This window comes from Pseudomonas sp. MDT1-85, assembly GCF_054898065.1.
The window spans coordinates 5,100,558-5,126,519 of the sequence record NZ_CM142715.1 but is presented as its reverse complement, the minus strand read 5'-3'; the positions used below and the strand labels follow the sequence as shown (position 1 = coordinate 5,126,519).

The window sequence follows — 25,962 nt, the reverse complement described above, 5'->3', positions numbered from 1 at the left end:
AGCTGGCTTATGCAGATCCAATGTGGGAGCGAGCCTGCTCGCGATGGCCTGAAGGCTGTCACTCCTCGTTGCTGTCATCCAGCCGCCAATAGCCAACGGCTTTGACGAACTGCTCATTCAAGCCATGCTCATCGAGCAATACCCGGCGGATCTGCCGCGACACTTTGGACTCGGTCGCCACCCACGCGTACAGATTGCCGTCGGGCACCTCGATCTGTTGCACGGTGGTCAGCAGGTTATTCCTGCCACCTTCACGCAGTACCCAAATCACATCGACCTGCGCGCTGCTTTCCAAACGTTGTTGTTCGGCGCCGTTTTCCACTTCCACGATCACCAATGCACGCCGATTGGCGGCCAGGCCTTCGAGGCGGCGGGCGATGGCGGGCAGGGCGGTTTCGTCACCGATCAGCAAATAGCTGTCGAAGATGTCCGGCACGATCATCGAGCCCCGAGGTCCGCCGATGTGGAGGAACTGGCCGGGTTTGGCCTGCTCGGCCCAAGTCGAGGCAGGGCCATCGCCGTGCAGCACGAAGTCGATGTCCAGCTCCAGCGTGTCCAGGTCGTAACGGCGAGGTGTGTAGTCGCGCATCGCGGGCATTGGTCCGTTGTCCTTGCCGGCACCGAGTACCAGGGTTTCCAGCGCCGCTTGTTCCGCAGCGTTTTGGGGGAACAGCAGTTTGACGTGGTCGTCCGTTCCGAGGCTGACGAAGCCAGCCAGCTCTGGGCCACCCAGGGTAATCCTGCGCATACGCGGGGTCACGTCGACCACTCGCAGTACTTCCAGACGACGGCGCTTGATCTCGTGGCTGACACGGTGAATGGATTGGGATGGCACGATAACGTCGGTCATTCGGCTTTCTCCGAGACAGGTTGAACGGCGGGGCCGTCGACGATGGCTTTGGCCGTGTTGTTGAGCAGATCGCGTACACGCAGGATTTCTTCCGGGCTCCAGCGACCATGGTGCATTTGCAAGGCATGGCGCAGGTTGTGCACCGCTTCGTGAATTTCGGCCGGGCGGTCATGGCCGCGCAATGAGCGCTTGCTGACGTCGATGCGCATCCGCACGCCGTCCAGGGCAATCGCTTGTTCACTTAAAGACAGACGTCCGGCGTCGGTGATGCTGTAGCGTTTTTTTCCGCCCTGGACGTCGCCCAGGATCATTTCGCTTTCTTCAAGGAAGGTCAGGGTCGGGTAGATCACGCCAGGGCTGGGGGTGTAGGCGCCGTCGAACATGCTTTCGATCTGGCGGATCAAGTCATAGCCATGGCACGGCTGCTCGGCGATCAGCGCCAGCAGCAGCAATTTCAGGTCACCGGGGGCGAACACCCGCGGGCCACGGCCACCGCGTTCGCGACCGGGGCGCTTGTCGAAGCCGTCGCGGCCATCGCCATGCTCGCGGTGGGGGGAATGATGGTCTCTCATTTCTGTCTTCTCTCGTCGTGTTTAGATACAACTTAAGATATATCTTTAGAGTCGCGCAAGACTTTTTTCCCGCCCAATTCGCGCTGAGCTGACGAGCGGCAGGCGTCAAGCGAACGCAATAGCAAATTTGGCGCCGGGTTGCCGGTTGGAATAACTTCGGGGTTAAAGTGTTCGCTCTAATTGCTGTAGAGTATCTATTCTAATTGTGCGCAAGTTGCCGTATATACAGGGTAAAGTTGCTGCATGGTTTTTCAACTTAAACTGTGTGTAGGGTATAGCTTACAGTCACTGTTTTTATTATCTGTTTTTCGTTCTTTTTTCTGGCGGGTCATGAGGTTGTTTAACTACGTGGTTGTCGGAAGTTACCTGCTTACTTTCCAGAGTTAACAGTCGATGATGCCCCGGCATTCGACGTTCAAGTTGACCTTGCTCAATTCAGGCCGTGGTTGCCTTGAACTTTCAATGCTCATCCCCTTATCAAGAAAACAGGTACAGAACGATGTTCAAGAAACTCGCAATCGCTGCTCCACTGGCTCTTCTGGCTATGGGTTCCACCGGTGCATTCGCCGCCGGTGAAGCGTCGCACTCGATCAGCCTCGTCGCTCACGTGCCGACCAACGGTTTCTATGTCGTGCCGACCGATCCGGATCTGGTCAACAAGGACCAGGACATGAGCTATCAGCCAACCACTGGCAAGATGGCTGAAGTCAATGGTTTCTTCGACGTGCGCAACAACAACGGCTCGGTACACGCCAGCCTCGAAAGCCAGCCGAAACTGATCGCCGGTAGTACCTCGATCGACCTGCAAGTCATGCTTAACAACAAGGAACTGACCCTGACCCCGCAAATGGTCGTCGGTGAAGCCGAGTCCGACGTCAACTACCGCGCGCCGCTGAAAATCACCGCCAAGGGCAGCAACTTCCAGCCGGGTGATTACAACGGTTCCGTGGCGATGATCTTTGACGCCGTGCCACCGGTCAACTGATCCGGTACCAGGCACTCTCTTTCACAGAGGGCGCTTACCGACGGGGCACGCCGCAGTGCTTGTCCCGTCGGACTTCCATCTTTTGTAAATCAGAGTACGAGTTCATGTTCCCGATGACACCCATCGCGGCTGCGCTTGCGCTGTTGTTTTGTGCCAGCGCAGCCGTGGCTTCCAACTCCACCGGCACTACGCCACGCAGTTTGTTGGCGCAAGCCAAAGGTTTGCCGGCGGACTTCGAGGAGCATTTCTTTGATGTCCCTCTGGCTGTAAGGGTTGAACTCGACCAGCAGCCGCTGGGCGAGGCCATGGTGGTGCTGTCCCGCGATGATCGCATCACCCTGCTCGAATTCACCGACACCAGCGAAAACCGTTTCGGCCCTGCCGAGCGCGAAAAGTGGGCAAGTTATCTCAAGCCCGGCGTGCCGTTGGGGGCGTGCAGCAGCTCCTGTCCCGATCAGGTGCTGGCGGTGCATTACAACCTGGAAAACTCGCTGGTTTCGATCCTCACCGAAAACGCTGAGCGTGACGTCGCGGCCAAACGTTATTACGAACAACCCGACGGCGGCAGCAGCGGCCTGATGGTGCGCAATCAGCTCAATCTCAATGGCGGTCAGGATCAGGATCTGGGCGGGCGCTTCGGGCTCGAAGCCAGTTCAAGCCTGGGCAACTGGAGCCAGACGCTGAACTTGCAAGTGGCGCGGCTCGGCGGTCCGGATGACAAGCTCTATCACGCGGTTCACGAACTGCACACCCAGCGCGAACTGCAACGCAGTTTTTTTCGTCTGGGTTATTTCACCCCCAATTCCGAAGGGCTGACGCGCCAGCCGCGCACGTTCGGCACCAGCCCCGACACCGCCGTCGGCGTCATGTATGGCAGCTCCGACAGTCTGGCGATCAATAGCCCGATGCCCAGCGTCTACCCGATTTATGTCACGGCCAATCGCCAAGGCTCGGTGGAGATCTGGCGCGACGGTTTGCTGATCAATACGCAATCGGTGCCGGCCGGTTTGCAGACTCTCGACACCCGTCCATTACCCGGCGGTATTTATGAAGTGGAAGTGCGCCTGATCGAAGACGGCCAGATCACTTCCACCACCCAGGAACTGGTCTACAAACCCAACAACTGGCGCAACCTCGATGAACGCTGGCGCTACAACCTGTTCGCCGGGGAAGAAAGCAAGCTGCTGAGCAACTGGGACACGCAGTCCAGCGGCAGTCCCACGGCCGGCGCGTCGGTCAGTTACCTGATGCATCCGCGGGTGATTCTCGGGCTGTCGGCGCGCCAGATCCGCGAAAAACTGCAATACGGCACGTCCATCGACTGGACACTGGCCAATCACATCACGATGTACGCCAACGTCTACAAGACCGAGGATTACGGCACCGGTCTGGACCTGCAAAGCCTCTATAACTATGGGGCCGGCAGTGTGGTGGTCAGCCACAACCGCAGCTGGCTCGATACCACCAACACCTACGACACCTTGCCGGACGGTACGCGGGTTCGCCCGCGCAATGTCTTTATCGGCCAGACCAGCAACTCGTCGCTGGCGCTCAATCATCGCGTCAGCAGCAAAAGCTCGGTCAATGCGCGGGTGTCGCACAGTGAAGGCAATGTCGAAGGTTTCGGCGTCGACATGGGCTGGACTCAGCGCACGGTGTTGCTGGGCAGCGATGCCAGTTGGCGCTTGTCGGTCTTCGATCGGCCGGGCAGTTACAGCAGCGGCGACGCGCGCAATCGCGGGGTCGACCTGAGCGTCAACCTCGCGCTCGGTTCACCCGGCCAGCACATTACCGGCAGCATCGGCTCGCGCACGGCCCGGGACGGTGCGCGTGACAACAACGCATCGCTCGGCTGGCGCAAGGATCTGAAAGACCATGCGCTGCAAAGCGTATCGGTGACCGCGCTCACCGACACCTATGGCCTGGGCATGTCCAGCCTGGCGAATTTCCGCACCGATGCGGTGAATGGCGACGGCTTTGTTCAGCGTTCGTCCTACAACGGCAATTTCACCGGCGGCCTGAACATTGACAGCACGGTGGTGGTCGGCGGCGAGAAGATGCTCATGACCAGCCAGAGCGAAGTGCGCGGCGCGGGGCTGATCGTCGATGTCGAATCGGACATCGATGACATCGCCTTGCGCGCCGACGATTACAGCGGTGGCGGTGCGGCATTGAAGCCCGGCCGCAACTTCATCCCGATCACCGCGTATCAGAACAGCTCGGTGAGTTTCGACTTCGAGGGCAACCACGTTCCGGCCGCCACCATCGAGCCGGCACGTACCCGTTATCACCTGAACAAGGGCGGTGTGGAGTACCGCAAGGTCCGCGTGATGAAAACCCTGACCGTGCTCGGCCGCCTGGTGGATGAACAAGGGCGGCCACTTAAGGGCCATCACGTGATCAACCACGCCAGTCGCGGGGTGACCGAAGTCGATGGGTTCTTCTCGATGGAAATGAATGCCGGTTCGCCGACGCTGGAAGTGCGTCAGGGCAGTCAATTGTTGTGTCAGTTCCGCCTGAACGCCGACAACCATCGCAGTGAAAACAACGTGCTGATGATCGGTGATCTGCGTTGTACGCCGGACACCTTGGCTGATGTCTCATCCACTGAACAGAAGGCGGGTTGAACCGATGAAAATAATCACAGTTGGCTGTGCATTGGCGCTGAGCATGTCTGTGGCGCAGGCCGCGAATCAGGAAATCCGAGCGTTATTTCAACCTGATCCTTCGCAACCCGGCAAGAACCTGTTCGTCAACCAGACACCCAATAGCGGCTATTGCGTGAACTTTCCCGCGAAATGCGCCAGCAACAATATGTTCAGCATAGAACTGCCCGTCCGTTACAGTTCAAGTGGCGAGCTCCTGCCTGGTGACGATATCTCGGTGCGTGCTCCCGCCGATTGGAAACCGTTGACAGTCGTCAATCAAGATACTCAGGAATCAGAAGTCGTCGAGGTGCGTATTACCGGTATCGGCTCCAGATTTGTCCTGAGCGATTCCGTGGAAAAACTGACCGGCGTAGCTGCCCCCACAGGCCATGACATTCTCTGGACGTCCGGCACCGGTTGGCTTTATGCCCCGGCGCCTTGCGAGGGTAGCGGCCTGGCGGGGTACAGCCCGACCACCTATCGTTTTTTCTGGCATACGCCGGTGCAAGCGTCGTGCACCAAGACCGCCGCGTTCACTATCCCCTCAATGTATTTTGAGACCGTCGACTTTGCCTACGAGCTCAAAACCCCCAACCCGTTGAACATGTCGAGCGGTCTGTATACAGGGTCGCTCTCGTACACCATGGGCCCCGGCGGCGATTTCGATCTGGGCGCCAGTTTTCAACCGAACGACTCCCACCTCTCGCTTGATTTCGTCCTCGACGTGCAGCACACCTTGAAAGTCGATCTGCCACCGGGCGGCAACAACGTCACACTGGAACCCGAAGGTGGGTGGGCGCCGTGGATCGAAAGCGGTCGCAAGCCGACGAAAATCTTCCGCGATCAACCCTTCTTCATCTCGGCTTCGTCGCGCTTCAAAGTGATGCTGCTGTGCAATTCCCCTGGCGGAAGCATTTGCAGATTGGGCAGCCCGAAGGGAGATAGCACCGAAGTACAGGTCTCCATGAGCTTGCCGGCAGGCATCACCCATGGCGGTGGCGCAAACGTCAGCCGGCTGCCATTGCGCTTCAATACCTGGGTCGGGCCTTTCCAGCCCGGCCTGTATGTCGACCGCAAGGCCGGCGCAATGCATTTTGATATGACCCCGTTCGCCATCAACTTTCTGCTCAGGCCCGGCAAGACCGATCGGTTGCGCGGCAACGTCACGATTATCTGGGACTCGGAAGCATGACCGCTGCGATGAGCACCTTTTCAATATTCATGGAGTTGAAGACGATGAACCGTGGTTTTCTGCTGGGCGTGCTCAGCGTGTTTTGCCTGACGGCCCAGGCCGGGCCGCAGATCAATGTCGGCACCGTTTACGACTATCTGGATGCCGATAAAAGCACCTATCTCAAACGTGTGTTCAACAGCGGCGACGCAACGGCGTTCGTCAAGGTCAATGTGCTGGAGATCGTCTATGACGCTGATGGTTTGCCCAAAGAAATTCCGGTCGAGAACGCCGCCGACGGTGCTTCGCGCAACGGCCTGATGGCCAGCCCGGCACGGCTGATCGTCCCGGCCCAGGGCATGCAGGGTACGCGTTTGCTGTACATGGGCGCGCGTGATCGCGAGCGTTATTTCCGCGTGCGTTTCGTGCCTGTGGTGCCGGAGCAGGAAGACGATTTTGTCGTCAGCAGCGAAGAGCGCGACGAATACAAAAAATCGCTGACCGCCGGGGTCAACGTAATGACCGGATTCGGCACGATCTTTTTCGTGCGGCCCAAGGACGCGCGTTTCGACACCGCAGTCAATGAAACTGCCAGCCGCTATGAACTGATCAACAACGGCAACACGGTGATCATTGTCGACGAATTCAAAAGCTGTTCGCTGACCAAGGATTCCGACTGCGGCGCGACCACCAAGCACCATGTGCTGGCGGGCAAGACCTTCGCTTTCGACAAGGAAACGGGCCGCGAATACCGCTTTTTCCTGATCGAGGGAGCCGACAAGAAAACCATGAAAGTCGCCAGCCGCTAGGCGCTTTTCCATTGACGCACCGGATAACCAACATGATCAAGCAATGCATCACCGTCGCACTGATGGCTGCTGCGGGCATGAGCGGCGCCAACGCGTGGGCTGCCCGCGAAGAGCATACCTTCGAGGTTTCTCTGACCATTCCCAGCCGCCCGTTCTATGTCATTCCCGCCGAGCCGGACTGGATTCACCGGCCCCAGCGGCTGAACTGGGACTACCCCACGGCAACCTTGGGCAGCTTGCAAAAGAATTTCGATGTACGCCATGACAGCAGCGCCATCGAGGCCCGCTTGCTGCTCGAGCCTTACCTGGAGAACGGTCGGCCAGGCGAGGTGATCGAACTGCGAGTCACGTTCAACAATGTGGAATTGAGCTCGCACATCACTCCGCGCCAAGTGGTTTCGAAGGAAGAGGCCGCCAACGGCAGCCGCGTGGTGTTGAAAATTGAGCCGATCAAACCACCCGGCGGTTTTCGTGCCGGGGATTACAACGGCAATGTGCTGCTGATGTTCAGCGCCCAGGCCCCGACAGCAGGATGAGAGCTGTGAATATGTACTATCGGGCCGCTCGACGCATGGCAACGTCGTTACGATGGCTGGTTTTTTTTGTGGCGTTGAGCATCCCTCAGGCACAGGCGATCAATCAGGAAATCCGCGCCTTGTTCCAGCCGGACTCCTCCAAGCCAAACAAGAATGCATTCGTCAACCAGACGCCGAACAGTGGTTATTGCCAACTGTATCCAGGCGAATGTGCCGCAAGTGGGATGTTCAGTATCCAGTTGCCCATACGTTTTACCTCCAGCCGTTACGTATCGACTTCTGATTCGGTCGGGATAAAGGCGCCCGCCAACTGGCGGCGGCTGACTGTAACCAACCCCGACACCCAACAGACGGAATCCGTGGAAGTGCGCATCAGCGGCATGGGCTCCCGGTATGTGCTGAGCCATCCGGCGACTCAACTGGCAGGAGGCAGCACCGCCATCGAAGGCCATAACAGGCTTTGGGACACTGGCAATTGGGTGCAGGGGATTCCTGTGCCTTGTCAGTACAGTGGCGTCGGCGCATACGGTGCCGAGCACTTCCGTTTTTTCTGGAAAACCGTCAAAGAAGGATTCTGTGGCAAGGGGGTGGCTTTCCCTGCCTTTATTCCGTCGATGTACTTCGATACCCTCGATTTTGCCTACGAGCTGCGTACCCCCAATCCATTGACCATGTCTTCTGGCCGTTATACCGGTTCGATGGCTTACACGCTTGGACCTGGCGCCGATATCGATATGGGTTCAGTGATGCAACCGAACGACAGCAACCTCGCTCTTGATTTCGTCCTGGATGTGCAACACACCACTGAAAGTGGATATCCCGCCTGGGGGCAACAAAATCGTCCTGGAACCCCAAGGCGGGTGGCAGCGCTGGCTGGACAGTGGGCGCAAGCCTGTGCGGCTTTATCGCGATCAGATATTCCATATTTCTGCCTCGTCGAAATTCACCATGAAACTCGAATGTGAACACAGCATGGGCTGGAATTCGTCCTGCGCCATTGTTAGCCCGTCGCCGAGCTTTGGAGCGACCGTATATGTCAGCGTCAGTCTGCCTGATGGGTTGACCGACAGCGCAGGGCAACCGGTCCGGCGAATGCCATTGAATCGTGATGATTCAAAGCTGTTTCAGCCCGGCGTTTATGTTGATCGCAGGCAGGGAACACTGCATTTCGAAACGGATGAGACGGATACCGCCTGGTTGATAGAGCGTGCTGGAGAAAGACCCTACGTGGGCAATATTACGGTGATCTGGGATTCGGAAGTCTGACCTTCGGGGGTGAGCGCAGAGGACATGCTCGTCCCCGGCGTTGCCCGACGTTTTTCGGGCAACGTCACGGTGATCCGGGATTCAGAAATGGGCTAGGCCGATGAATGGCCGATGTTGATCAACGCTTCGCGGGTCAAGCGTCTGGACAGGTTGTTGCGCTGATGACCGATCGCATTCAGCAACCGGTCGTAGCGCGCCAGACTCATGGGTTCGCCGCTGAAAAACTCAGCTTGGGGAAAGCCCAATTGGTCGGCCAGTTTTTCAATCCTTCGCGCCAGTGGGTTCATCTGCGCCGGATCGGCGATGTTGGCCCAGTCTGCCTGCGCGTCGCGCAACTCATCGAGCAGGCTCGGTTTTTCTTCGAACAGTCGATCATTGGTTTCGTATTGCGTCGGGTGGGTTTTACGCAAGTGACGGTCCCAGAAATCATTGCCGACAGGTTCGATCATTCCGTCGACCAGACCGTCGCCGCTTTCGCGCAGGAGAATCGATTGGTAGGCGTCGTCGATCATCGTCTGGGTCACGCCTGAACGCGTCTGGTAATGCATGCCTTCTGACTGCCAGGGCAGACCCAGTCTTTCGGCCAGGCCGGTCTGGTAGGCCATATGAACTTCCAGATCATCGGGCGCGGAATGTTCCAGTGGATTGATCCGGTGCCTCTGTTCTTGGCGACTGATCTCTTCCCGAGCGATATCACCGACCAGATCCAGACGAGCGGCGCTACGGGCCAGTCTTGCCAGATTGTCGTCCAGCGTCTTGGCCGAGGTCGGCTCGGCGTAAGCCTTGGAGACCAACACTTTCATACCCATGGAGTTGAAAAGATAAGCTCCGCCATCCCTGCAATTTTCCGGTTCCCGCGCTTGTTTGAACAATTCCTCACGCAGATTGGAGTCCAGCGCGGCGGCATCGATCAATTCCCAGACGCGCTTGCTCAGTCGCGAGCGTGATTCTGCGTGCAGGTAATCATCGCTTGCTCGCTGCCGGCGGATGACCGCGAACAAACCGTCGGAACCGGGTTCGGCCATCACGTCCAGCCAGGATTCTTCGCGGTACTTCTTGAAAGCTGCGGAGGGGTTGACGCTGAAAGGCTCGTCGGTAATCCATAGCCAGTGCCTGATCTCGTCACTCACCGCGCGGAAATAGGCCTGCTCGAAGTCCAGCCCTGCGGATTGGCGATAGGTGCCGTAGCGGATCTTGTCGGTGAGGGGCAGCTTCGTCGTGTCGAAACGCGCACGGCTGAGAATGAACGCCTGATCGGATCCCGGCGTGACTTCGGGCAAGGTATCGATGGGGTTTGATTGCATATCCAGCACAAACCCCCGGGGACGATGCTTGTTCACATTCGCGACCTTGAACAGCCCATCGGGAAAGTCCCGTATGCGGGTATTGGCCAGGCTGAGTTCCTTCAACCGGTACATCCGCCCGACATCGGGTTGCCGCTCCAACGGATTGTTATTCAGATTCAGCGTTCGCAGCAGAATCGCGCCGCTTAGCCTGTCGGTTGTACTGGCCGTCATACTAATGCTGTTGTTGGACAGATCCAGATCCTGGAGCTGATGCATTTGCGCAATGGCGGACGGTACCTCGGTCAGATTGCACCGAGCTGCATGCAGTTGGCGCAGGTGGGGAAAGCTGCCCAGCACACCGTCGGCATCTGCCGAAAGTTGCAAGTTGTCGAGTTTCAGCGCGGTGATCTGATCAAGGTGTTTTTTGATGCCGGGTCGCTCGCTCAGATCCTTCCACCAGCGATCAAGTTTCAGGTTTGAGTGGTCAGTGGAAAGATCCAGCGCATAGCCTTGTTCGGCAGAAAGGCCGTGTTGCGCGGAGTTGTCGTTTTTACGCTCGAAGCAGGCGACCAACCGCTCCTCTATATGCCTACCGCCATTGAGCAGGTAATCCGTCGACTCAACGAGGTGCAGTTCTCCAGAAGCGTCCAGTTCAGTCGGGTAGCTGTCTCGCCATGCTTGCAGTTCGTTGTGCAATTGGCTGCGTTCGCTTTCCAACCGCTTGATGGCATCGACGGGATCACCGTCCTTGCGCAAGTTTTCAATGAGCCTTTTCGCCTGCCATTCAGTCATTCGAGGGTACAACTGCCTGACCCTCTGCTCCGGTGTCTTTTCCCCGCTGAACCACGGCCAGCCGCGCACCAGCGTTTGGGTTTCGATCGTCGCTACCGGGCGAATCGGTGGTTCTGCCAGGACAGTGCGGCGCTCGGCAGGTGCCGCGGACTTTTCCATGATCCACAGCTTGAGCAGGCGGCCCTGACCGTGCTGGTAACCCACGTTCGAGAGCTTTTCGGCGGGCAAGGCGTGCAGGATCGATTCGTAGAAATCATCGGTTGCGTGCAGTTGGCGGTTGTGTGCATCGAGCACCTCGTAGCGGCCATGTTCGTCCCTGATCAGACGACGGACCGTCAACGCGTCATCCGGCCCTACGCTGTGGCGCAACGGTCCGTCATAAGTACCGTCGCGAACCTCCAAACGCAGATCGCCGAAGGCGTCGCTGTTGAGTTTCAACGTGTTGAGTGCAAGCCGTTCGGTAGCGGCGGTTATCAGATCGTCGTGATAAAAGCCGTCGTAGGCACGGGCCGCAGTCGCTTCGAAATCAAGTTCCCGGGCCTGGACCTTGAGGCGCAGCGGTAGGCGGTTTTCGTCGACGATTCGTTGCAGTTCGTCGGGGCTGGCCTGGGTTATAAGCTTTTCGGCCAGGGGCAGCGGCATCTCGGGGAAGGTCTGGCGGAGCACCCGGATGTCAGTCTTGTCTGATCGTTCGGCCGCTTGATACAGGCGCTTCGATACCTCTGCCTGCCGCGCGTCCACGGCATCGGCAAGCAGATTGCGCAACGCTTGTGGGCGTTGCGCCGAGGGTACTTCTCGTCCCAGCAGCACTTGCAGATCGGCGTCGTCGAGAAACCCTGCCAGCCTCTCAGGCAGCCGACCGGCGTTGAGGTCTGCCTGGCAAATGGTCAGGGTGTTGGCGTCGGTCGCGGCGGGGTTGCCGTACTGTCGCCAGTAGCCATCGAAATGTTCATACGTCACCTTGATTGCCCGCTCGCGCGGCCAGCCTGGCAAGCCAGTGGCGATCGGTTCGAACCAGTCCGACTGCGGATCAATGGGCAGGCCTGCGCGGATGTTGGCACTGGCGATGTGCGCATCATCGTACGCGGCGAAGCGTTTGATTGTGTCGGCCAACAACGGTGGCGGCGGACTGTTATCGGTATGCATGCGGCGCAGTTCATCGTGCTCGGTGCCGCTGCTGGTGCGAATATGCTCCAGCTCGGTGGGTGAGAAGCGCTCGGCAGTGTGGCCCAGGCGCTGCATCAGGGTTTCATGCTCCCAGTCCGCAGGATTTTCCGCCTCGTGCAGCCAGGCGCCATGCTCGTTGTGTTCGAGGATCGGTTTGTAAGCGTTCTGCCGCTCGGGATGTTTGATCCGGTGGGTTTTGACTTGCGGGTGGGTCGAGGCTTTTTCGACGCTATAGAGCTTGCCGTCCAGCGGCAGGATGCTCTCGTGGCCATGTTGATGCAGGCCATGCCTGTCAGGTTGCGACGCGGCATTCAGTTGCAGGTTTTTCTGTTCATAAGGGGCAACGTCGGGGTGCCACAACGCCGGTTTGCCATCGGGCAATTTCACCGGTTTCATGCCCTCGACCAGCGGTGACAGTTTGAGCTTGAAGGCGCTGCCTATTTCAGCGCCGGCACCGAACGCCGCCAGTTGTATAACGCTGGTCACCACGCCGATCACATGGTCGGCCACGGCTTGCCATTGACCTTCGGCGAGATCGACCAGTCCTTCGACGACTTCGGTGGTCAATTGATAAGCGGTGTAAGCCATCATCAGCTCGCCCAGCCCGGGCACGAACGGTGTGACGATCAACAGGGCGACATTGAAAATGTCGGAGACGATTTTCTTGAAGTTGTCCCACCAGGCCCAGCGCGCTTTGCTGTCCGTGTCGGCGGTGGCAACTGCGATTTCACGGGCGTCGTTGAGGATCTTGTTGAGTTTTTGCTGGTAGGCATGCCTCCAGTAATCCCCAGGCAGCGGCACATGCTCGATTTGCAGTCGGGGTCGAAGCACGGGTTCCTTGCGCCACGCCGGACGCTGGTCTGTCGGATCCTCATTCGCATGCCATATGACAGTAAAGAGCCGTTGCTCCAGGTCGGCGAAGAAGTGCCCGCGCTGCTGTTGATCGACGAACTGGCTGAAGAATTGTCGATAACTCTGCTGCGATGATGTGCTGATTTTGTCTTCGCGCAATTGGCGCACCAGCTCATCGGTGAAAGCCTCTGTGGATTCGTACTCCTTGAGCGGGTGATCAGGGTCGTGGGGGACGTATGCAATGAGCCGTCGAATACCACGGCTATCGCGCACGGCGTGAATCAACAGCACAATGCCGGTCAGACGGGTGTCCATCATGGACAGGTCGCAGCACAGCATCTGTTTCCCATTGAGCAGCAGTCGAGGTTTGTCCTGTGCCAGATCCAGCATCAGCTTGTAGGCATCGTACTGGATATCCCCGGTCGTCAACGCCAGTTGCGCGGCAACGGTGAGTGCGTCTTTCTGACTTTCGGTCACTTTGTACTTCATGACGGCTTCGGCTACTGATTCGCCGGGAAGCAAATAGCTTTCAAGATGTTTTTTGTAAAGCGCGCCAATATCCAGTTCCCGGCAAAGCGCCTGGAACTGCCTGATAGTCATTTTGTGTTTGATCGGTAATACATCAAAGTGCCCGCGTTTGTCAGGTTTAGTGATGAACTGCGAGTCGGCATCGACAGTCTCGGTCTTCGCGAAGTTGTGCAGTGCGGCATCCAGCAGGGAGACGGTTCGGGCAGTGACGCCGCCAGAGAGGTCAATCACGTACCAGGGCTGGTCCTTGGGCATGTACAGGCGCAGGTAAGTCGTCTTGACGTCATTCTCGATTCCGTATCGTTCCTTGAGCTTCGCCTGGAGCAGGGGCGCGGCAAACGAGTGGACGTCCTGCAATTTTTCGAACAGTTGATCGACCTTGTTCTGTGTGCCCCATGCCTTGAGGTTGGCGGCTTTGAGCTTGTCGTGAAGGGTGGCGGGCGCCGTGGCGTACCACGGCTCTATCTTCAAGCCGGCCGCCGTCAGCGCTCGGCCTCTGCTGAGGGTGGCGGTTTTGAAAGGGTCGTTGATGTTGTTCTTGATGAACGCGTAGTGCCGGCCTTTATGGGTGTTTTGGGCCGATGTGGGGGAGTCAGGCATGTCAATCATCCTTGATTGTTTTAAGAATGATCAGCCTATCGGTAGGGGCTCAAAAAAAAAGTCTGAATATCTGTACTCAAACAGCGCTTCTTGCCGCTAAACCGTTGAATATTCGAATCTGAAAAATAATTAAATACCACCTGCTGCGCAAAAATCACAGTCGCGATATCGGAACTGGCTGACACGCGATATGGCTACCCGGTTGCAGGTACGGCGTCAGAATCGGTGCCATGCCCTTGAGCGCCTGCACCGGCAATGCCGATGTGAATTTGAACGTTTCGGCCGATCGTCCGGGCACGAATGCTGTCATCGTGCCGAAGTGACGATCGCCGATGTAGAACACGAAGGTCGCGGTGCGGTTGATCGATTTCGAGCTGAGAATCCGCCCACCCGAACCGACGGCTTCAATGCGGTTATCACCGGTGCCGGTTTTACCGCCCATGGCCAACGGTCTGCCATCCGGCAGGGTGAAACTGCCAGAGATACGTTTGGCCGTGCCGGCATCCACCACTTGCGACAAGGCTTCACGCATGGCCGTGGCGACTTCGGACGGCATCACCCGTTTGCCGACGTCCGGGTCATTGATCAGTTTGGTTTCGTACGGTGTATTGGCCGCAAAGTGCAGGCTGTCGATACGCAGTGTCGGCAGGCGCACACCGTCGTTGAGGATGGTGCCGATCAGTTCCGCCAAGGCTGCCGGACGGTCGCCGGAACTGCCAATGGCGGTGGCCAGTGACGGCACCAGGTGATCGAACGGATAACCGACTTTCTGCCAGCGCTGGTGAATGTCCAGAAACGCTTCGATCTCCAGCATGGTGCGGATCCGGCTGTCACGGGCTCCCTTGTGGCGGCTTTTGAACAACCAACTGTAGACCTCCTGGCGTTCGAACTGGCTGGCCTTGACGATCTGGCTGAACTTGGCGTCCGGGTTGTTCAATAGATAGCCGATCAGCCATAGATCGAGCGGGTGAACCTTGGCGATGAAGCCCTGGTCCGGCAGATCGTAGCTGCCCGGGCCGTAGCTGAGGTAAAGGCGTTCGAGGCGTTCATCGGTCAGTTTTTCTTTAAGCTTGGCGCCTTTGAGGTGCGAGCGTACGAAGGTGTTGAAGCTTTCCTGGTCGGCCTGGGGGAATAGATAACGATGCACGGCGGACATGCGAATCGGCGTCGGGCGCATGCCGTCGAGAAAGGTCTCGAGCCGCGCCTGGGTATCCTTGTTGCGATACTTCTTCCAGAACTTCAGCAGGAACGAGGTGCCTTCCCTGTCGGCGAATGAGGCCAGGTATTCCTGACGCCGAGGGTCGCGATCGTCCTTGAGCAATTCGGCGCTGCTGTTAGGGCCGGAATAGGTGCTGTAGCGCACCAGGTCGCGCATCAGGCGAATGAACGGCAGGTTGATCGACTCACGCAGGGCGTCGCGCAGGGTCGGCAGGCGGCCATTGTCTTCCTTGCGAAAGTTAACGAACGTGTGCAACCCGCCCCCTGTGAAAAAAGCCTCGCCAGGGCTGGCGGAGTATTTTCGATCCAGCGCCGCATTCAGCATGTTCGGCAGGTTGCGGTCTTTGTTCTGCATCAGGTAATCGACGGCCCAGCGGCTCAGACGGTCCTGGTCCGGGACCTCGACTTTTTTCAGTTCAGGGACGCTCATCTCTGCGTACTTTTCGTGCAACTCGGCGATGATTTGCAGGTAAGTGGTGAGCACGCGCATTTTTGCGGTGGAGCCCAGTTCCAGCTTGCTGCCTTCATTGATGTCGAACGGCTGGTCGGTGCTGTCGGTCTGCACCCGCACCCGTGAGCCGTCCGGCGTGAGTTCAAACAGAGTGAAGCTGTAGCGCACCTGCGTGGTGCTGGTGGGTGTGAGCAGGCGTTCGCCAATCAGGCCGATTTCCGCGGCATAGACCGGGTCGGCCAGGTGCTTGAGGTAGGCGGTGGCCTGGGTTTGCAGCTCCCCTTGCAAGGTGCTGGTGGCGGACAGGTCGAGGCGGTCGAGGTCATACAGCGGACGGTTGAGCAACCCGCCCAGACGGCTGCGCGCCACACTGATGCCCTTGTTGGTTTCGATGGGCTGAATGGTGGGCTGCGTGGCCCAGTCGCGGTAAGTCACTTTACTGGCCAATGCTGCTGCCGCGAGTGGCGCATCGATCACGCCGTTCTGAGCCAACAGGCGAATATGGCTGTCGGTGAGACTGGCCAATTCATCACGACCCTTGGTCAAGTAATGGGAAGGGCGCCGTTGAGCGATCATCAGTGACAGCATTTCACGCAGGGCCAGGCCTTTTTCCGACAGACTTTTCGGATCCGTGTCGGTGCTGGCCAGCCGTTCGTTGGCCTGGTTGAAATCGGCGCCGTACCAGACGCGCAAACCTTCGGCCATGCCATGCACTTCACCGTGGCCCGGTACCGCCGACAGCGGAACACTGTTGAGGTAATCGCGAATCACATTTTGCCGCGCCTGGAGGGTCTCCGGGCCCGCCTGATAGGCCCGCACGCTGGCGGAAATCATTTGCCGGATCTTTTCCGCGCCCGACACCGTCAAGCCATCGGGCGAGTGTCGATATTTCTCAAGTTGCGTCGCCAGCGTACTGCCGCCCGCCGACTGACCGGGCAGGCGCAATAGCTTGGCCACCTGGGACCACGCCGCCATGCCGAACCGTGGCCAGTCCACGGCGGGGTTGGCGAGGGGCTGACGGGGGTCGAGCAAAAAGCGGTTTTCGATGAAGAGCAAACTGCTGACCACTACCGCAGGGATCGCCGCAAAGCTTGAATAGAGTTGTTGTGGATATTTGAACTGGTACAGCGGGGCCGCGCGGCAATCGGTGATCGAGAGCCCGGCCTGGATTTTCTCTGCATAGGGCACGAAAAAGTGGTCGCTGTACTTCATCAGCGCCGGGGAAAAGCGGGTTTGTGCCGCTACCACGTAATTGCGCTTGAGCAGGCGCGGCAGAAACTCATCCATGGCGCTATAACCCAAACGCTGATCGAACGGGCCTGCGCCGGGGTAGCGTATGGCGTCGCTGGGGCCAGGCTGCAGCTCGTACTTCAGCGAGGCGGCATATCGACTGATTTCCCGGGCCTGAAACTTGGCGGTGCGCATTTCCTTGGCTGCGGCAAGGCCCAGGACAATCACAATAATCAGCAGCAGCAACCAGAAAGCCCCCCAGCCGTGCCGGGAGCGACGGGGTTTCTCAGGTAAAGGCGCTTCATCCACTCGTTCAGTCGGAACCACAGTTTTACTCGAATCGGTTTGCCACAAAGCGCCCATAGTCGATTGATCCATTCACGCAGATTGATCGGACTTGCTTGAAGCTTAGACGGTGGCTGGGGTTGATGAAAAAATTGTGAATAACCAAATGTCGAGTACGCACTATTCCTTGTGACTTGTGACTTCTGACCTGTGACCTGTGACCGGTGATCTGTGGCGAGGGAGCTTGCTCCCGCTGGGCTGCGAAGCGGCCCTATTCCTGCAACCGTGATCTGCCAGGTAAACCGGTGTGTTGGGTTTGCGGCTGCTGCGCAGCCGAGAGGGAGCAAGCTCCCTCGCCACAATAGCCCCTCATCACATGGGGTATGTTGTCTGTAATGGCCAAGCTAGACGCATCAAAGAGGTAAGTTCTGCCTAAGTAGGACCATGACGACGCACCATTGCTGTGCAATACTCGGCGCCGTTTCAGGGGCGAATAATCCTACATAAGTCAGGTAATACCCCTACGTAAATCCCGCTTTCGCCGAGAGTTGGCTGAATGTTGTGGTTTATAGAGTGAAAAACCCTGCTGGAAGCTTTTTATACTGCACGCCCCACTGGATCTTGCAGGTTTTGTCCTCAAGACGTGTCTGCCCATGAAGCAGGCCCGGTTTCGCAGAAGCGCTGGCTTATCGGTCGGCGCTTTGACACTCGGTGGTCATATCCAATAACAAGACGAGGTTGTACCTATGCCAGTCGGCAATCACCTGCCCCACGGCGAGACCGCTCAGGGCGGCCCGCTTAAACGCGAACTCGGCGAACGGCATATTCGCTTGATGGCGCTCGGTGCCTGTATCGGCGTCGGCCTGTTCCTGGGTTCGGCCAAGGCCATCGAAATGGCCGGCCCGGCCATCATGCTCTCCTACATCATTGGCGGTCTGGCGATCCTGGTGATCATGCGCGCCCTCGGCGAGATGGCCGTGCACAACCCGGTCGCCGGCTCGTTCAGCCGTTATGCACAAGACTACCTCGGCCCATTGGCAGGCTTTCTGACCGGCTGGAACTACTGGTTCCTGTGGCTGGTGACCTGCGTCGCGGAAATTACCGCGGTGGCGGTGTACATGGGCGTCTGGTTCCCCGACGTGCCGCGCTGGATCTGGGCACTGGCGGCGTTGGTCAGCATGGGCTCGATCAACTTGATCGCGGTGAAAGCCTTCGGTGAGTTCGAATTCTGGTTCGCCCTGATCAAGATCGTCACCATCATTGCGATGGTGCTCGGCGGCATTGGCATCATCGCTTTCGGTTTCGGCAATGACGGCGTGGCGTTGGGGATTTCCAATCTCTGGGCCCACGGCGGCTTCATGCCCAACGGCGTGCAAGGCGTGTTGATGTCTCTGCAAATGGTGATGTTCGCCTACCTCGGCGTCGAGATGATCGGCCTGACTGCCGGTGAAGCCAAGAACCCGCAGAAGACCATCCCCAATGCGATCGGCTCGGTGTTCTGGCGGATCCTGCTGTTTTATGTCGGCGCCTTGTTCGTGATTCTGTCGATCTACCCATGGAACGAAATCGGCACCCAGGGCAGCCCGTTTGTGATGACCTTCGAGCGTCTGGGCATCAAGACCGCCGCCGGCATCATCAACTTCGTGGTGATCACCGCTGCGCTGTCGTCCTGCAACGGCGGCATCTTCAGCACCGGGCGCATGCTCTACAGCCTGGCGCAGAACGGCCAGGCCCCGGCCGGTTTCGCCACGACCTCGAACAACGGCGTGCCCCGTCGTGCGCTGCTGCTGTCGATCGGTGCCTTGCTGCTGGGCGTGTTGCTTAACTATCTGGTGCCTGAGAAGGTCTTTGTCTGGGTCACCGCGATTGCCACCTTCGGGGCGATCTGGACCTGGGCGATGATCTTGCTGGCCCAGCTCAAGTTCCGCAAAGGCCTGAGCGCCAGCGAACGGGCCGGTCTGAAATACCGCATGTGGCTGTACCCGGTCAGTTCTTACCTGGCACTGGCCTTTTTGGTGCTGGTAGTCGGCCTGATGGCGTACTTCCCGGACACTCGCGTGGCGCTGTATGTCGGGCCTGCTTTCCTGGTGCTGCTGACGGTGTTGTTCTACGTGTTCAAGCTGCAACCGACCAATGTGTCGCAAGGTGCGGTGCGTTCGGCTTCTTGAGTCTGTAACGCCAGAAATGCAAAAGCCCCGGTCTAAAAAGACTTATACCCTGACAATACATAATGCTTCAGCAAGCAGTTAGACGGCCTGGTTAATACAGCTTCTGAGCATCAAGGCATTACGATGTATAAATACATCGTAATGCATCGCAACTCCCGAGCGCTGGCGGCAACGTCGGCGCTGTTCTCATTCTCGATTCGTACCCGGCTTCAGCCCAAACCTCACTCTCACTGAATGGCAGCCACCCAGTGCGTAATTGCATAGACTTGACCATCCATTTGCATTGTCACTGACCAGTCAAGCATTCGTGATGACCAGCCATTTGCATTCGACTTGACCAGCACACGCGGTAGTGACACCGGCAGAGAACGGCCAGCAGCTGCCATTGGATTCATGGCGAGCGAAATGTATGAGGGCCCCCGTTGATCTGCATTGTCGCGGTGAAATCTGCAATTAAATTTTTCTGGATAGCGAGTGCCAGGAGACCGAGAAACGCATGAGCACCCCGCAACCGTCGCCAGGCAACCCTGACTTCGGCCGCAACATTGTTCAACGCCACACCACCTCAGCCCATTGAGCGAAGCGATCGGGGTGCGCTCATAATGCGTCTCACGCTATCCTGATACCATGCAACGCGCTTCTATCAATCATGCCACGAACGAGTGGGAGTGCTACAACGCTTCGAAGTGCTGGTGTAGAGGTTCCTTCGGGGAGCCATGATCGCAACCAGTGGCCCTAAGGCCTTATGAGTGTTAATACCTATGAACACTGTGCCTCACTCCGTAAGTTCTGATAAACCAATTCCAATCGAATCACTTCGCATGGACATCGTTCGCAGATATGCCATCCTTGATACCCCTCCGGATGGCGCATTTGACCGTGTGACCGCAATAGCAGCGCGCCTTCTCGATACTCCGATTGCAATCGTGAGCATCGTCGATACAGATCGAATCTGGTTCAAATCCCATCACGGGCTCGACGCAAATCAAATTCCCCGCAATTCCGGGCTTTGTGCCTCCGCGATCTTACAGAGTGGGCCTTGGTTAGTAACGGATGCTAGGCACGATCCTCGAACGCTTGCCAATCCCCTCGTCGTAGGCGAATCGGGGCTTCAGTTTTACTTGGGTGTGCCGCTGCATACGCACGACGGCTTCAATCTGGGAACGCTTTGTGTGTTGGACAGGAAGCCACGCACGGCCACCCAAGAACAGATAGACACGTTGACGGACCTTGCCAGCGTTGTAATGGATCAGCTCGAGCTGCGACTCTCCGCCATAAGATCCATAGCTGAGAAGGAAGCTGCGCTGAACCATTCCCTCCTAATGGCTGAGGAAATTGACCATCGCGTGATGAATAGCCTGCAGTTGATTGTGTCGATGCTGAGCATTCAAAGTGCTCAGTTGGGCAGCTCTGAAGCGGCTAATGAGATTTCTAGAGCGGCAGCCAAGATATTTGCCGTAGCCAATGTCCATCAACATATGCATGTCGGCAAGGCTGTCACCACACTCGATTGCGCTGACTACCTGGATCGACTGTGCGCTGGCTTATCAATAATCCTAAGCAATGGGGATCAGGCAGCAATCTCGGTCGAGGCCGTCCCGTTAACTCTAGCGAGCGAACAAATCAGTCGAATCGGCCTGATTGTTAACGAATTGGTGACTAACGCTTTGAAATATGGAGCCTCCAAGGTCCACGTGCACTTAGCACCCTTTCAGCATCAATACTGCTTAACGGTGAGCGACAACGGTAGGGGACTTCCAGCTGACTTTGATGTAGATAAAATGTCGGGGCTGGGAATGAAGGTAATCACTACGCTTGTAAAAAACTTAGGCGGTACGCTAAGTCATGGGCCCGATGCACACTTCAACGGCACCGCGTTTCAGATGATTTTTTCACCTATATTGAGTCGCGCCATCCCGTCGGGCTAGTTCCTGATCGACAAATTTGAATGCTGAGCGGGCGCCTAGCGTCCCCAAAGCGTTGAATGCCGAGCCAGTAGACGCTGCTAGTGGTCGAGGAAGGAGCACCCACGATCTCAGCTTTGAGTGAAAACGCCCATGTATTTCACCAGATTAGAGAGTCTTTCAGTTCTCTCAATATCAAGGCGTCTTGCGCTCAACCAGGGAGTTTCCACCATCTACGACTATGACTTCGCCGGTGATGTAGCTAGCTTCTGGGGAGGCTAGAAAGTTTACGGCGCTAGCCACTTCCTCCGGTCGCCCGGCACGTCCTACAGGTGTGTACCGTGAAGCCTCTATTTCTTCTTTGCCACTTGAACCTGTGGCGATCCAACCCGGCGCCACACTATTGATTGTGATGCCCTTTCTGGCGACTTCTAGAGCCAGTCCCATGCTCATTCCAGATATCGATTCGTCCCCAAAGACTAGAGGCCCACTCAACCAATTCCTGTACTTGCTTCTCATCGGTCAGGTCCGCAGCCATTCCCTCGGCCAAGAAACTGGAGCTGCCGAAGGCTGCGATCTTTTGATCCTAAGCTGCCGACACCACAATCGAGCGATTCAACCGTTTATTGAAATCCAGCCAGGCCCCCAGCAACGCCATCAACCCGACTCCCAGCAGCGCACTGAAAATCTGCATTGCCAGTGTGTTCCCGCCCAAGGCGTTGAGCATGTCTGCCAGCGGCGCCAGCAACACGCCAAAGCAAAACACCTCCAGCGAGTAACGGCCCATGCGACAGCTTTGTTGCGCCAGCCAGTGTTGCGTCCAGCCCGTGTCTGGCAGCAACCTGGCGGTGACGTAAGCGAGGGCGAGGAAGTGCAGCAGGCGTGCCGGCGAGAGGTTGGTCTTGCTGATCGGGTAGAGCCATTCGCCGAGCCGTTGGGGCATGAAGGCGTCATGCACGCTCGGCCATTTCCACGACACTGCGATCAGCCCGGTCACCATCAGATAGGTCAGCGCTGCAATGAAAACCGGCTGCCGAGTCAGCGCTCGAGGCTGCGCCACCCGAGGCCTTTGCCCTCGAATCGCCGCAGCGCCGCCGAGAATAAACAACAGCTGCCAAGCCATCGGATTGAAAAACCACACGCCACCGTCGGTGCCCGCCAGGTTCCACTGAAGCCATGGCGCCAGCAGATACAACCCCACCGACAACCCCACCACGTATTCAGCCTTGCGCAGCAGCATCGGTAGCACCAGCGGCAGGCCGAGCAGCAAAAAAATATACAGCGGCAACGGGTCCATCAGGTTCGGCTTGAAACGCAGCAACAGCTCATCCATCAACGCCTGCTGCGGATTGCTGAGGAAGTACTGCAAGCCCATTTCCTGCACCAGATCGCGGGTTTCCACGTAGCTGTTGGCGAAAAACACAATGCCCATCAACAGCGCCAGCAAAAAGATATGCACCACATAAAGCACCCAGGCGCGTCGCAGGATTTTCACCGTGGCGACCATGAAGCCGTCGCGCCGGGCGATTTTACCGTAGGCCAACACGGCCGCGTACCCGGCCAGGAATACGAAAATCTCCGCTGCATCGCTGAAACCGAAGTTGCGCACCGTGAACTGCGCGAGCGGGTTTTGCGGCACGTGATCCCAGAAGATGAAGATCAGGGCCAGGCCGCGAAAAAAGTCGATTCGGTGATCGCGTTCAAACGTCATGACAGCGGGCTCTTGAACGGGGTTGTTGAGGAGGAGCGAGCGGTGCGGCGATCCGACTTGCCCGCGAAAGCGATGGATCAGCCGATATGTTGAATATCAGTCCGCCTTCGCGGGCAAGCCTCAATGCCGGTCAGTTAAGACACGGAACCTGTGGGAGCGGGCTTGCTCGCGAAAGCGGTGTGTCAGGCGACATCAATATCGACTGTGCCGCCGTCTTCGCGAGCAAGCCCGCTCCCACATGGATTGCGCTTAATTGACTGGCATTGCGGCAAGCCTCGCTCCTACAGCGGTGCGCAGGGTGGCGTGATTCGCCGGTAATTGCAAAAGACCGGATATTACCGAATGTCTCAGTGGTCTATAGCGAACGAATCGCGATGGCGTGTCCGTCGGTCTGCCGGGCAGCTCGCGCACCAGAACGCCCCCTGATGGCGGCCGGTCGAACATCTACACTTCGTTTTTCAGGAGTGTGAAACGTGAAAGTTTCGCTGATTGTTCCGGTATTCAACGAAGAGCAGGCGATCAATCTGTTCCATCAGGCGGTGCGCCGTGAATTGAAACTTGACCCGTGTGAGGTCGAGATCGTGTTCATCAACGACGGCAGTACCGACCGGACGGCTGAGCAGGCCAAGGCGCTGGCAGAGGTCGATGAACAAGTATTGCTGATCAACTTCTCGCGCAACTTCGGCAAAGAACCGGCGTTGTTTGCCGGGCTGGAATACGCCACCGGCGATGCGGTGATCCCCATGGACGTGGACCTGCAGGATCCGATCAGCGTCGTCCCGCAGTTGATTGCCGAGTGGCAAAAAGGCGCCGATGTGGTGCTCGCCAAACGCCGAAATCGTGACAGTGACAGTTATTTGAAACGCCACAGCGCCTCGCTCTTCTATCACCTGCTGAACAGAATTTCCTACACCCGGATCGAAGAGAACGTCGGGGATTTCCGGCTCATGGACCGCAAGGTGGTCAATGTGATTCGCGCGCTTCCCGAGCACCAGTTGTTCATGAAAGGCGTTCTATCCTGGGCCGGCTTCACCACGGCGGTGGTGGAATACGAGCGGGCCCGGCGAGTGGCAGGACGCAGCAAGTTCAACGGCTGGAAACTGTGGAACCTGGCGCTGGAAGGCATTACCTCGTTCAGCACGGTGCCGTTGCGATTGTGGACTTACATCGGTGGCGGCATTTCGATCTTCGCGGTGCTGTACGCGGTGTACATGGTGCTGGACAAGATTTTCTTCGATAACAGTGTCCCCGGTTACCCCTCACTGATGACGGCCATTCTGTTTCTCGGGGGCGTACAGCTGATCGGTATCGGCATCCTCGGCGAGTATGTCGGCCGCATCTACATCGAAGCCAAGCACCGGCCCCGTTATGTGGTCAAAGACGTCATCGGCGGCAAAGACCGGATCGGGCTTTAGCATGGGCAGACTAGGCGACTTTTTCAGCAAAGAACTCGGGCGACGTCGGGTCTGGCTGTTTTTTTTGATCGCGACGCTGGTTTATGTCTTTCCGCTGATCCTCGCGGACTATTCCTACATCGATGACAACTGGCGCTCGCTGTCGGCGGGTACTGCCTGGGCGGGACAGGGGCGGTTGTTCACCGAGCTGTTCTACAACCTGCTGACGTTCAGCGACGGCGCACCGAACGTCTTTCCGTTGCCGCTGTTGATTGCCACGCTGGCCATGGCTTTTGCGTTGACCAGCCTGACGTTCCATTATTACCCGCAGCCGACGATGTCCTGCTGCCTGGTGCTGTTGCCGCTCTGGTACAACCCGTTTTTTTTGCAGAACCTGTCTTATCAATACGACGGACCGGCCAACGTCTTGAGCCTGGTGGCGGTGATCTATGCGATCACTTTTCGGCATCCCTCAGGCATTCTGCAATGGCTGGTGCCGGCCTTCCTGATTGCGCTGGCGCTGGGGTTCTATCAGGTGAGCCTGAATGTGTTTCTGGGCCTGTGTTGCCTGGAACTGCTCAGGGGCGCGAATGACAAGTGGGCCTGGCGGCAGTGGTACGAATTGATCGGCTGGAAAATCGCCCAGGCAGGGCTCGGCGGGTTGATCTACAGCGTCACGGCTTACCCCTACATGAATCACGATCGTGCCTTGTTGCTGAACTGGGCGGCGGAGCCTTTGCTGCAACTTGAAATCAACATCGGCCGGGTGCTGGAAAAAGTCGCGCTGCTGTTTCACGGTGGATTCACCTGGGTATTCGCCGTGCTGCTGTTGTGTGCTCTTGTGGGTAGCGCACGGCTGGCCTGGAACGTGATGGAACGCCACGACACCGGGCTGAGAAAAATCGTGATGGGCCTGGTGTGTGTACTGACAGTGCCGGTCGTGATCTCGCTGGTGTCGGGAGTTGCGCTGTTTTTCCGCGACTTCAATGAAGGCGCCAGAACCTTGATGGGTTTTGCGGTGCTGTTGTTGCTGTTGTTCTATTTGAGCCATCTGGCGCTGGCGCCCATCCATGAACGGCTGCCGATGCTGTTGGTGGTGCCTCTGCTGGGCATGCTTTCGTTGTCCTACGCCTATGGCCGCGTACTGACGATACAGAACACGTTTGCATCCAGCGCGTTGTTTTCCCTAGGGCACGACATCTCGTCCCATCGGCAACTGCGCGAGGCGAAGCGCATTTACATGGCGGTGAGTGACTCCGATCACTGGCTGCTGGCGGCCGCGGGCTCGTTCAAGCAGATGCCGGTCTTGCGTTATCTGCTGAACATCGACTTTTTCATGCTGGCTGAAAACCTGCCCAAGGCAGGCATCACCAATGTGGTCGCGGAAAGGGAGCGGCGCAACGCGACCCTGGTCGGTTACCAGAATTATCCACCACTGGTGGAGAGCAAGTTCTATCGCATCTATCTGCTGGGCGATTACGGTTTTATCGTCATGAAAGAGCCGACCCCCATCACCACGCTTCAGTGGTGAGCCATGAG

14 protein-coding genes and 2 pseudogenes are annotated in these 25,962 nt (G+C 57.7%); 10 read left to right on the top strand and 6 right to left on the bottom strand.

Features of this window, described 5'->3' with window-relative positions; genetic code table 11:
• Positions 1-58: 58 nt before the first annotated feature.
• Entirely contained in the window at positions 59-850 is a 792-nt protein-coding gene (locus tag ACYZT2_RS22980) for a siderophore-interacting protein (RefSeq protein WP_461967609.1), read from the bottom strand.
• The gene (locus ACYZT2_RS22975; protein ID WP_461967607.1) at positions 847-1,422 is read right to left on the bottom strand and encodes a PadR family transcriptional regulator; all 576 of its coding nucleotides are present in this window, start codon (positions 1,420-1,422) and stop codon (positions 847-849) included. Before ACYZT2_RS22975 ends, ACYZT2_RS22980 begins: the two co-directional genes overlap by 4 nt.
• A gap of 499 nt (positions 1,423-1,921) precedes the next feature.
• Here ACYZT2_RS22975 and ACYZT2_RS22970 point away from each other — a divergent pair, with 499 nt between their 5' ends.
• The 6 genes and pseudogenes from ACYZT2_RS22970 (at position 1,922) to ACYZT2_RS22945 (ending at position 8,837) form a co-directional block, all read left to right on the top strand.
• Positions 1,922-2,407 carry a CS1 type fimbrial major subunit gene (locus ACYZT2_RS22970; RefSeq protein ID WP_461967605.1) on the top strand — a complete coding sequence of 162 codons (486 nt, stop codon included), beginning with the start codon at positions 1,922-1,924 and terminating at the stop codon, positions 2,405-2,407.
• A gap of 104 nt (positions 2,408-2,511) precedes the next feature.
• Positions 2,512-5,034 (top strand): CS1-pili formation C-terminal domain-containing protein, encoded by a 2,523-nt coding sequence (locus tag ACYZT2_RS22965; RefSeq protein WP_461967603.1) that lies wholly within the window; start codon positions 2,512-2,514, stop codon positions 5,032-5,034.
• 4 nt (positions 5,035-5,038) lie between these two features.
• Positions 5,039-6,247: a hypothetical protein gene (locus ACYZT2_RS22960; RefSeq protein WP_461967601.1), complete on the top strand. Its 1,209-nt coding sequence runs from the start codon at positions 5,039-5,041 to the stop codon at positions 6,245-6,247.
• A 44-nt stretch (positions 6,248-6,291) separates the two neighbouring features.
• A complete protein-coding gene (locus ACYZT2_RS22955; protein WP_461973229.1) occupies positions 6,292-7,035 on the top strand; it encodes a molecular chaperone in 744 nt (247 codons plus the stop codon).
• 32 nt (positions 7,036-7,067) lie between these two features.
• Positions 7,068-7,571: a fimbrial assembly protein gene (locus tag ACYZT2_RS22950; protein ID WP_461967599.1), complete on the top strand. Its 504-nt coding sequence runs from the start codon at positions 7,068-7,070 to the stop codon at positions 7,569-7,571.
• A gap of 35 nt (positions 7,572-7,606) precedes the next feature.
• Positions 7,607-8,837, top strand: a pseudogene (locus ACYZT2_RS22945) (hypothetical protein).
• Positions 8,838-8,929: 92 nt separating this feature from the next.
• Here ACYZT2_RS22945 and ACYZT2_RS22940 read toward each other — a convergent pair.
• A complete protein-coding gene (locus ACYZT2_RS22940; protein WP_461967597.1) occupies positions 8,930-14,062 on the bottom strand; it encodes a dermonecrotic toxin domain-containing protein in 5,133 nt (1,710 codons plus the stop codon).
• A 154-nt stretch (positions 14,063-14,216) separates the two neighbouring features.
• Positions 14,217-17,324, bottom strand: a complete 3,108-nt coding sequence (locus ACYZT2_RS22935) for a transglycosylase domain-containing protein (RefSeq protein ID WP_461967595.1) — start codon at positions 17,322-17,324, stop codon at positions 14,217-14,219.
• A gap of 668 nt (positions 17,325-17,992) precedes the next feature.
• On the opposite strand from ACYZT2_RS22935, the gene ACYZT2_RS22930 reads away from it, so the two are divergent.
• Both ACYZT2_RS22930 and ACYZT2_RS22925 read left to right on the top strand, forming a co-directional pair.
• Positions 17,993-19,414, top strand: coding sequence for an amino acid permease (locus ACYZT2_RS22930; RefSeq protein ID WP_461967593.1), 1,422 nt, complete (start codon positions 17,993-17,995; stop codon positions 19,412-19,414).
• A gap of 821 nt (positions 19,415-20,235) precedes the next feature.
• Complete coding sequence (locus ACYZT2_RS22925; protein ID WP_461967591.1) at positions 20,236-21,342, top strand: sensor histidine kinase; 1,107 nt, start codon at positions 20,236-20,238, stop codon at positions 21,340-21,342.
• A gap of 171 nt (positions 21,343-21,513) precedes the next feature.
• Here ACYZT2_RS22925 and ACYZT2_RS22920 read toward each other — a convergent pair.
• Both ACYZT2_RS22920 and ACYZT2_RS22915 read right to left on the bottom strand, forming a co-directional pair.
• Positions 21,514-21,774 (bottom strand): annotated as a pseudogene (locus ACYZT2_RS22920) (SDR family oxidoreductase); the annotation flags it as partial.
• Between the two features lie 130 nt (positions 21,775-21,904).
• Positions 21,905-23,029, bottom strand: coding sequence for an OpgC family protein (locus tag ACYZT2_RS22915; protein WP_461967589.1), 1,125 nt, complete (start codon positions 23,027-23,029; stop codon positions 21,905-21,907).
• Between the two features lie 473 nt (positions 23,030-23,502).
• Here ACYZT2_RS22915 and ACYZT2_RS22910 point away from each other — a divergent pair, with 473 nt between their 5' ends.
• Both ACYZT2_RS22910 and ACYZT2_RS22905 read left to right on the top strand, forming a co-directional pair.
• Complete coding sequence (locus ACYZT2_RS22910; protein ID WP_461967587.1) at positions 23,503-24,444, top strand: glycosyltransferase family 2 protein; 942 nt, start codon at positions 23,503-23,505, stop codon at positions 24,442-24,444.
• A gap of 1 nt (position 24,445) precedes the next feature.
• A complete protein-coding gene (locus ACYZT2_RS22905; protein WP_461967585.1) occupies positions 24,446-25,954 on the top strand; it encodes a glucosyltransferase domain-containing protein in 1,509 nt (502 codons plus the stop codon).
• Positions 25,955-25,962 lie beyond the last annotated feature (8 nt).

Coding starts and splice junctions, on each gene's coding strand:
- ACYZT2_RS22925 (WP_461967591.1), top strand. CDS start 20,236: ATGGACATCGTTCGCAGATATGCCATCCTTGATACCCCTCCGGATGGC.
- ACYZT2_RS22960 (WP_461967601.1), top strand. CDS start 5,039: ATGAAAATAATCACAGTTGGCTGTGCATTGGCGCTGAGCATGTCTGTG.
- ACYZT2_RS22950 (WP_461967599.1), top strand. CDS start 7,068: ATGATCAAGCAATGCATCACCGTCGCACTGATGGCTGCTGCGGGCATG.
- ACYZT2_RS22935 (WP_461967595.1), bottom strand. CDS start 17,324: ATGGGCGCTTTGTGGCAAACCGATTCGAGTAAAACTGTGGTTCCGACT.
- ACYZT2_RS22905 (WP_461967585.1), top strand. CDS start 24,446: ATGGGCAGACTAGGCGACTTTTTCAGCAAAGAACTCGGGCGACGTCGG.
- ACYZT2_RS22970 (WP_461967605.1), top strand. CDS start 1,922: ATGTTCAAGAAACTCGCAATCGCTGCTCCACTGGCTCTTCTGGCTATG.
- ACYZT2_RS22940 (WP_461967597.1), bottom strand. CDS start 14,062: ATGCCTGACTCCCCCACATCGGCCCAAAACACCCATAAAGGCCGGCAC.
- ACYZT2_RS22915 (WP_461967589.1), bottom strand. CDS start 23,029: ATGACGTTTGAACGCGATCACCGAATCGACTTTTTTCGCGGCCTGGCC.
- ACYZT2_RS22965 (WP_461967603.1), top strand. CDS start 2,512: ATGTTCCCGATGACACCCATCGCGGCTGCGCTTGCGCTGTTGTTTTGT.
- ACYZT2_RS22980 (WP_461967609.1), bottom strand. CDS start 850: ATGACCGACGTTATCGTGCCATCCCAATCCATTCACCGTGTCAGCCAC.
- ACYZT2_RS22930 (WP_461967593.1), top strand. CDS start 17,993: ATGCCAGTCGGCAATCACCTGCCCCACGGCGAGACCGCTCAGGGCGGC.
- ACYZT2_RS22975 (WP_461967607.1), bottom strand. CDS start 1,422: ATGAGAGACCATCATTCCCCCCACCGCGAGCATGGCGATGGCCGCGAC.
- ACYZT2_RS22955 (WP_461973229.1), top strand. CDS start 6,292: ATGAACCGTGGTTTTCTGCTGGGCGTGCTCAGCGTGTTTTGCCTGACG.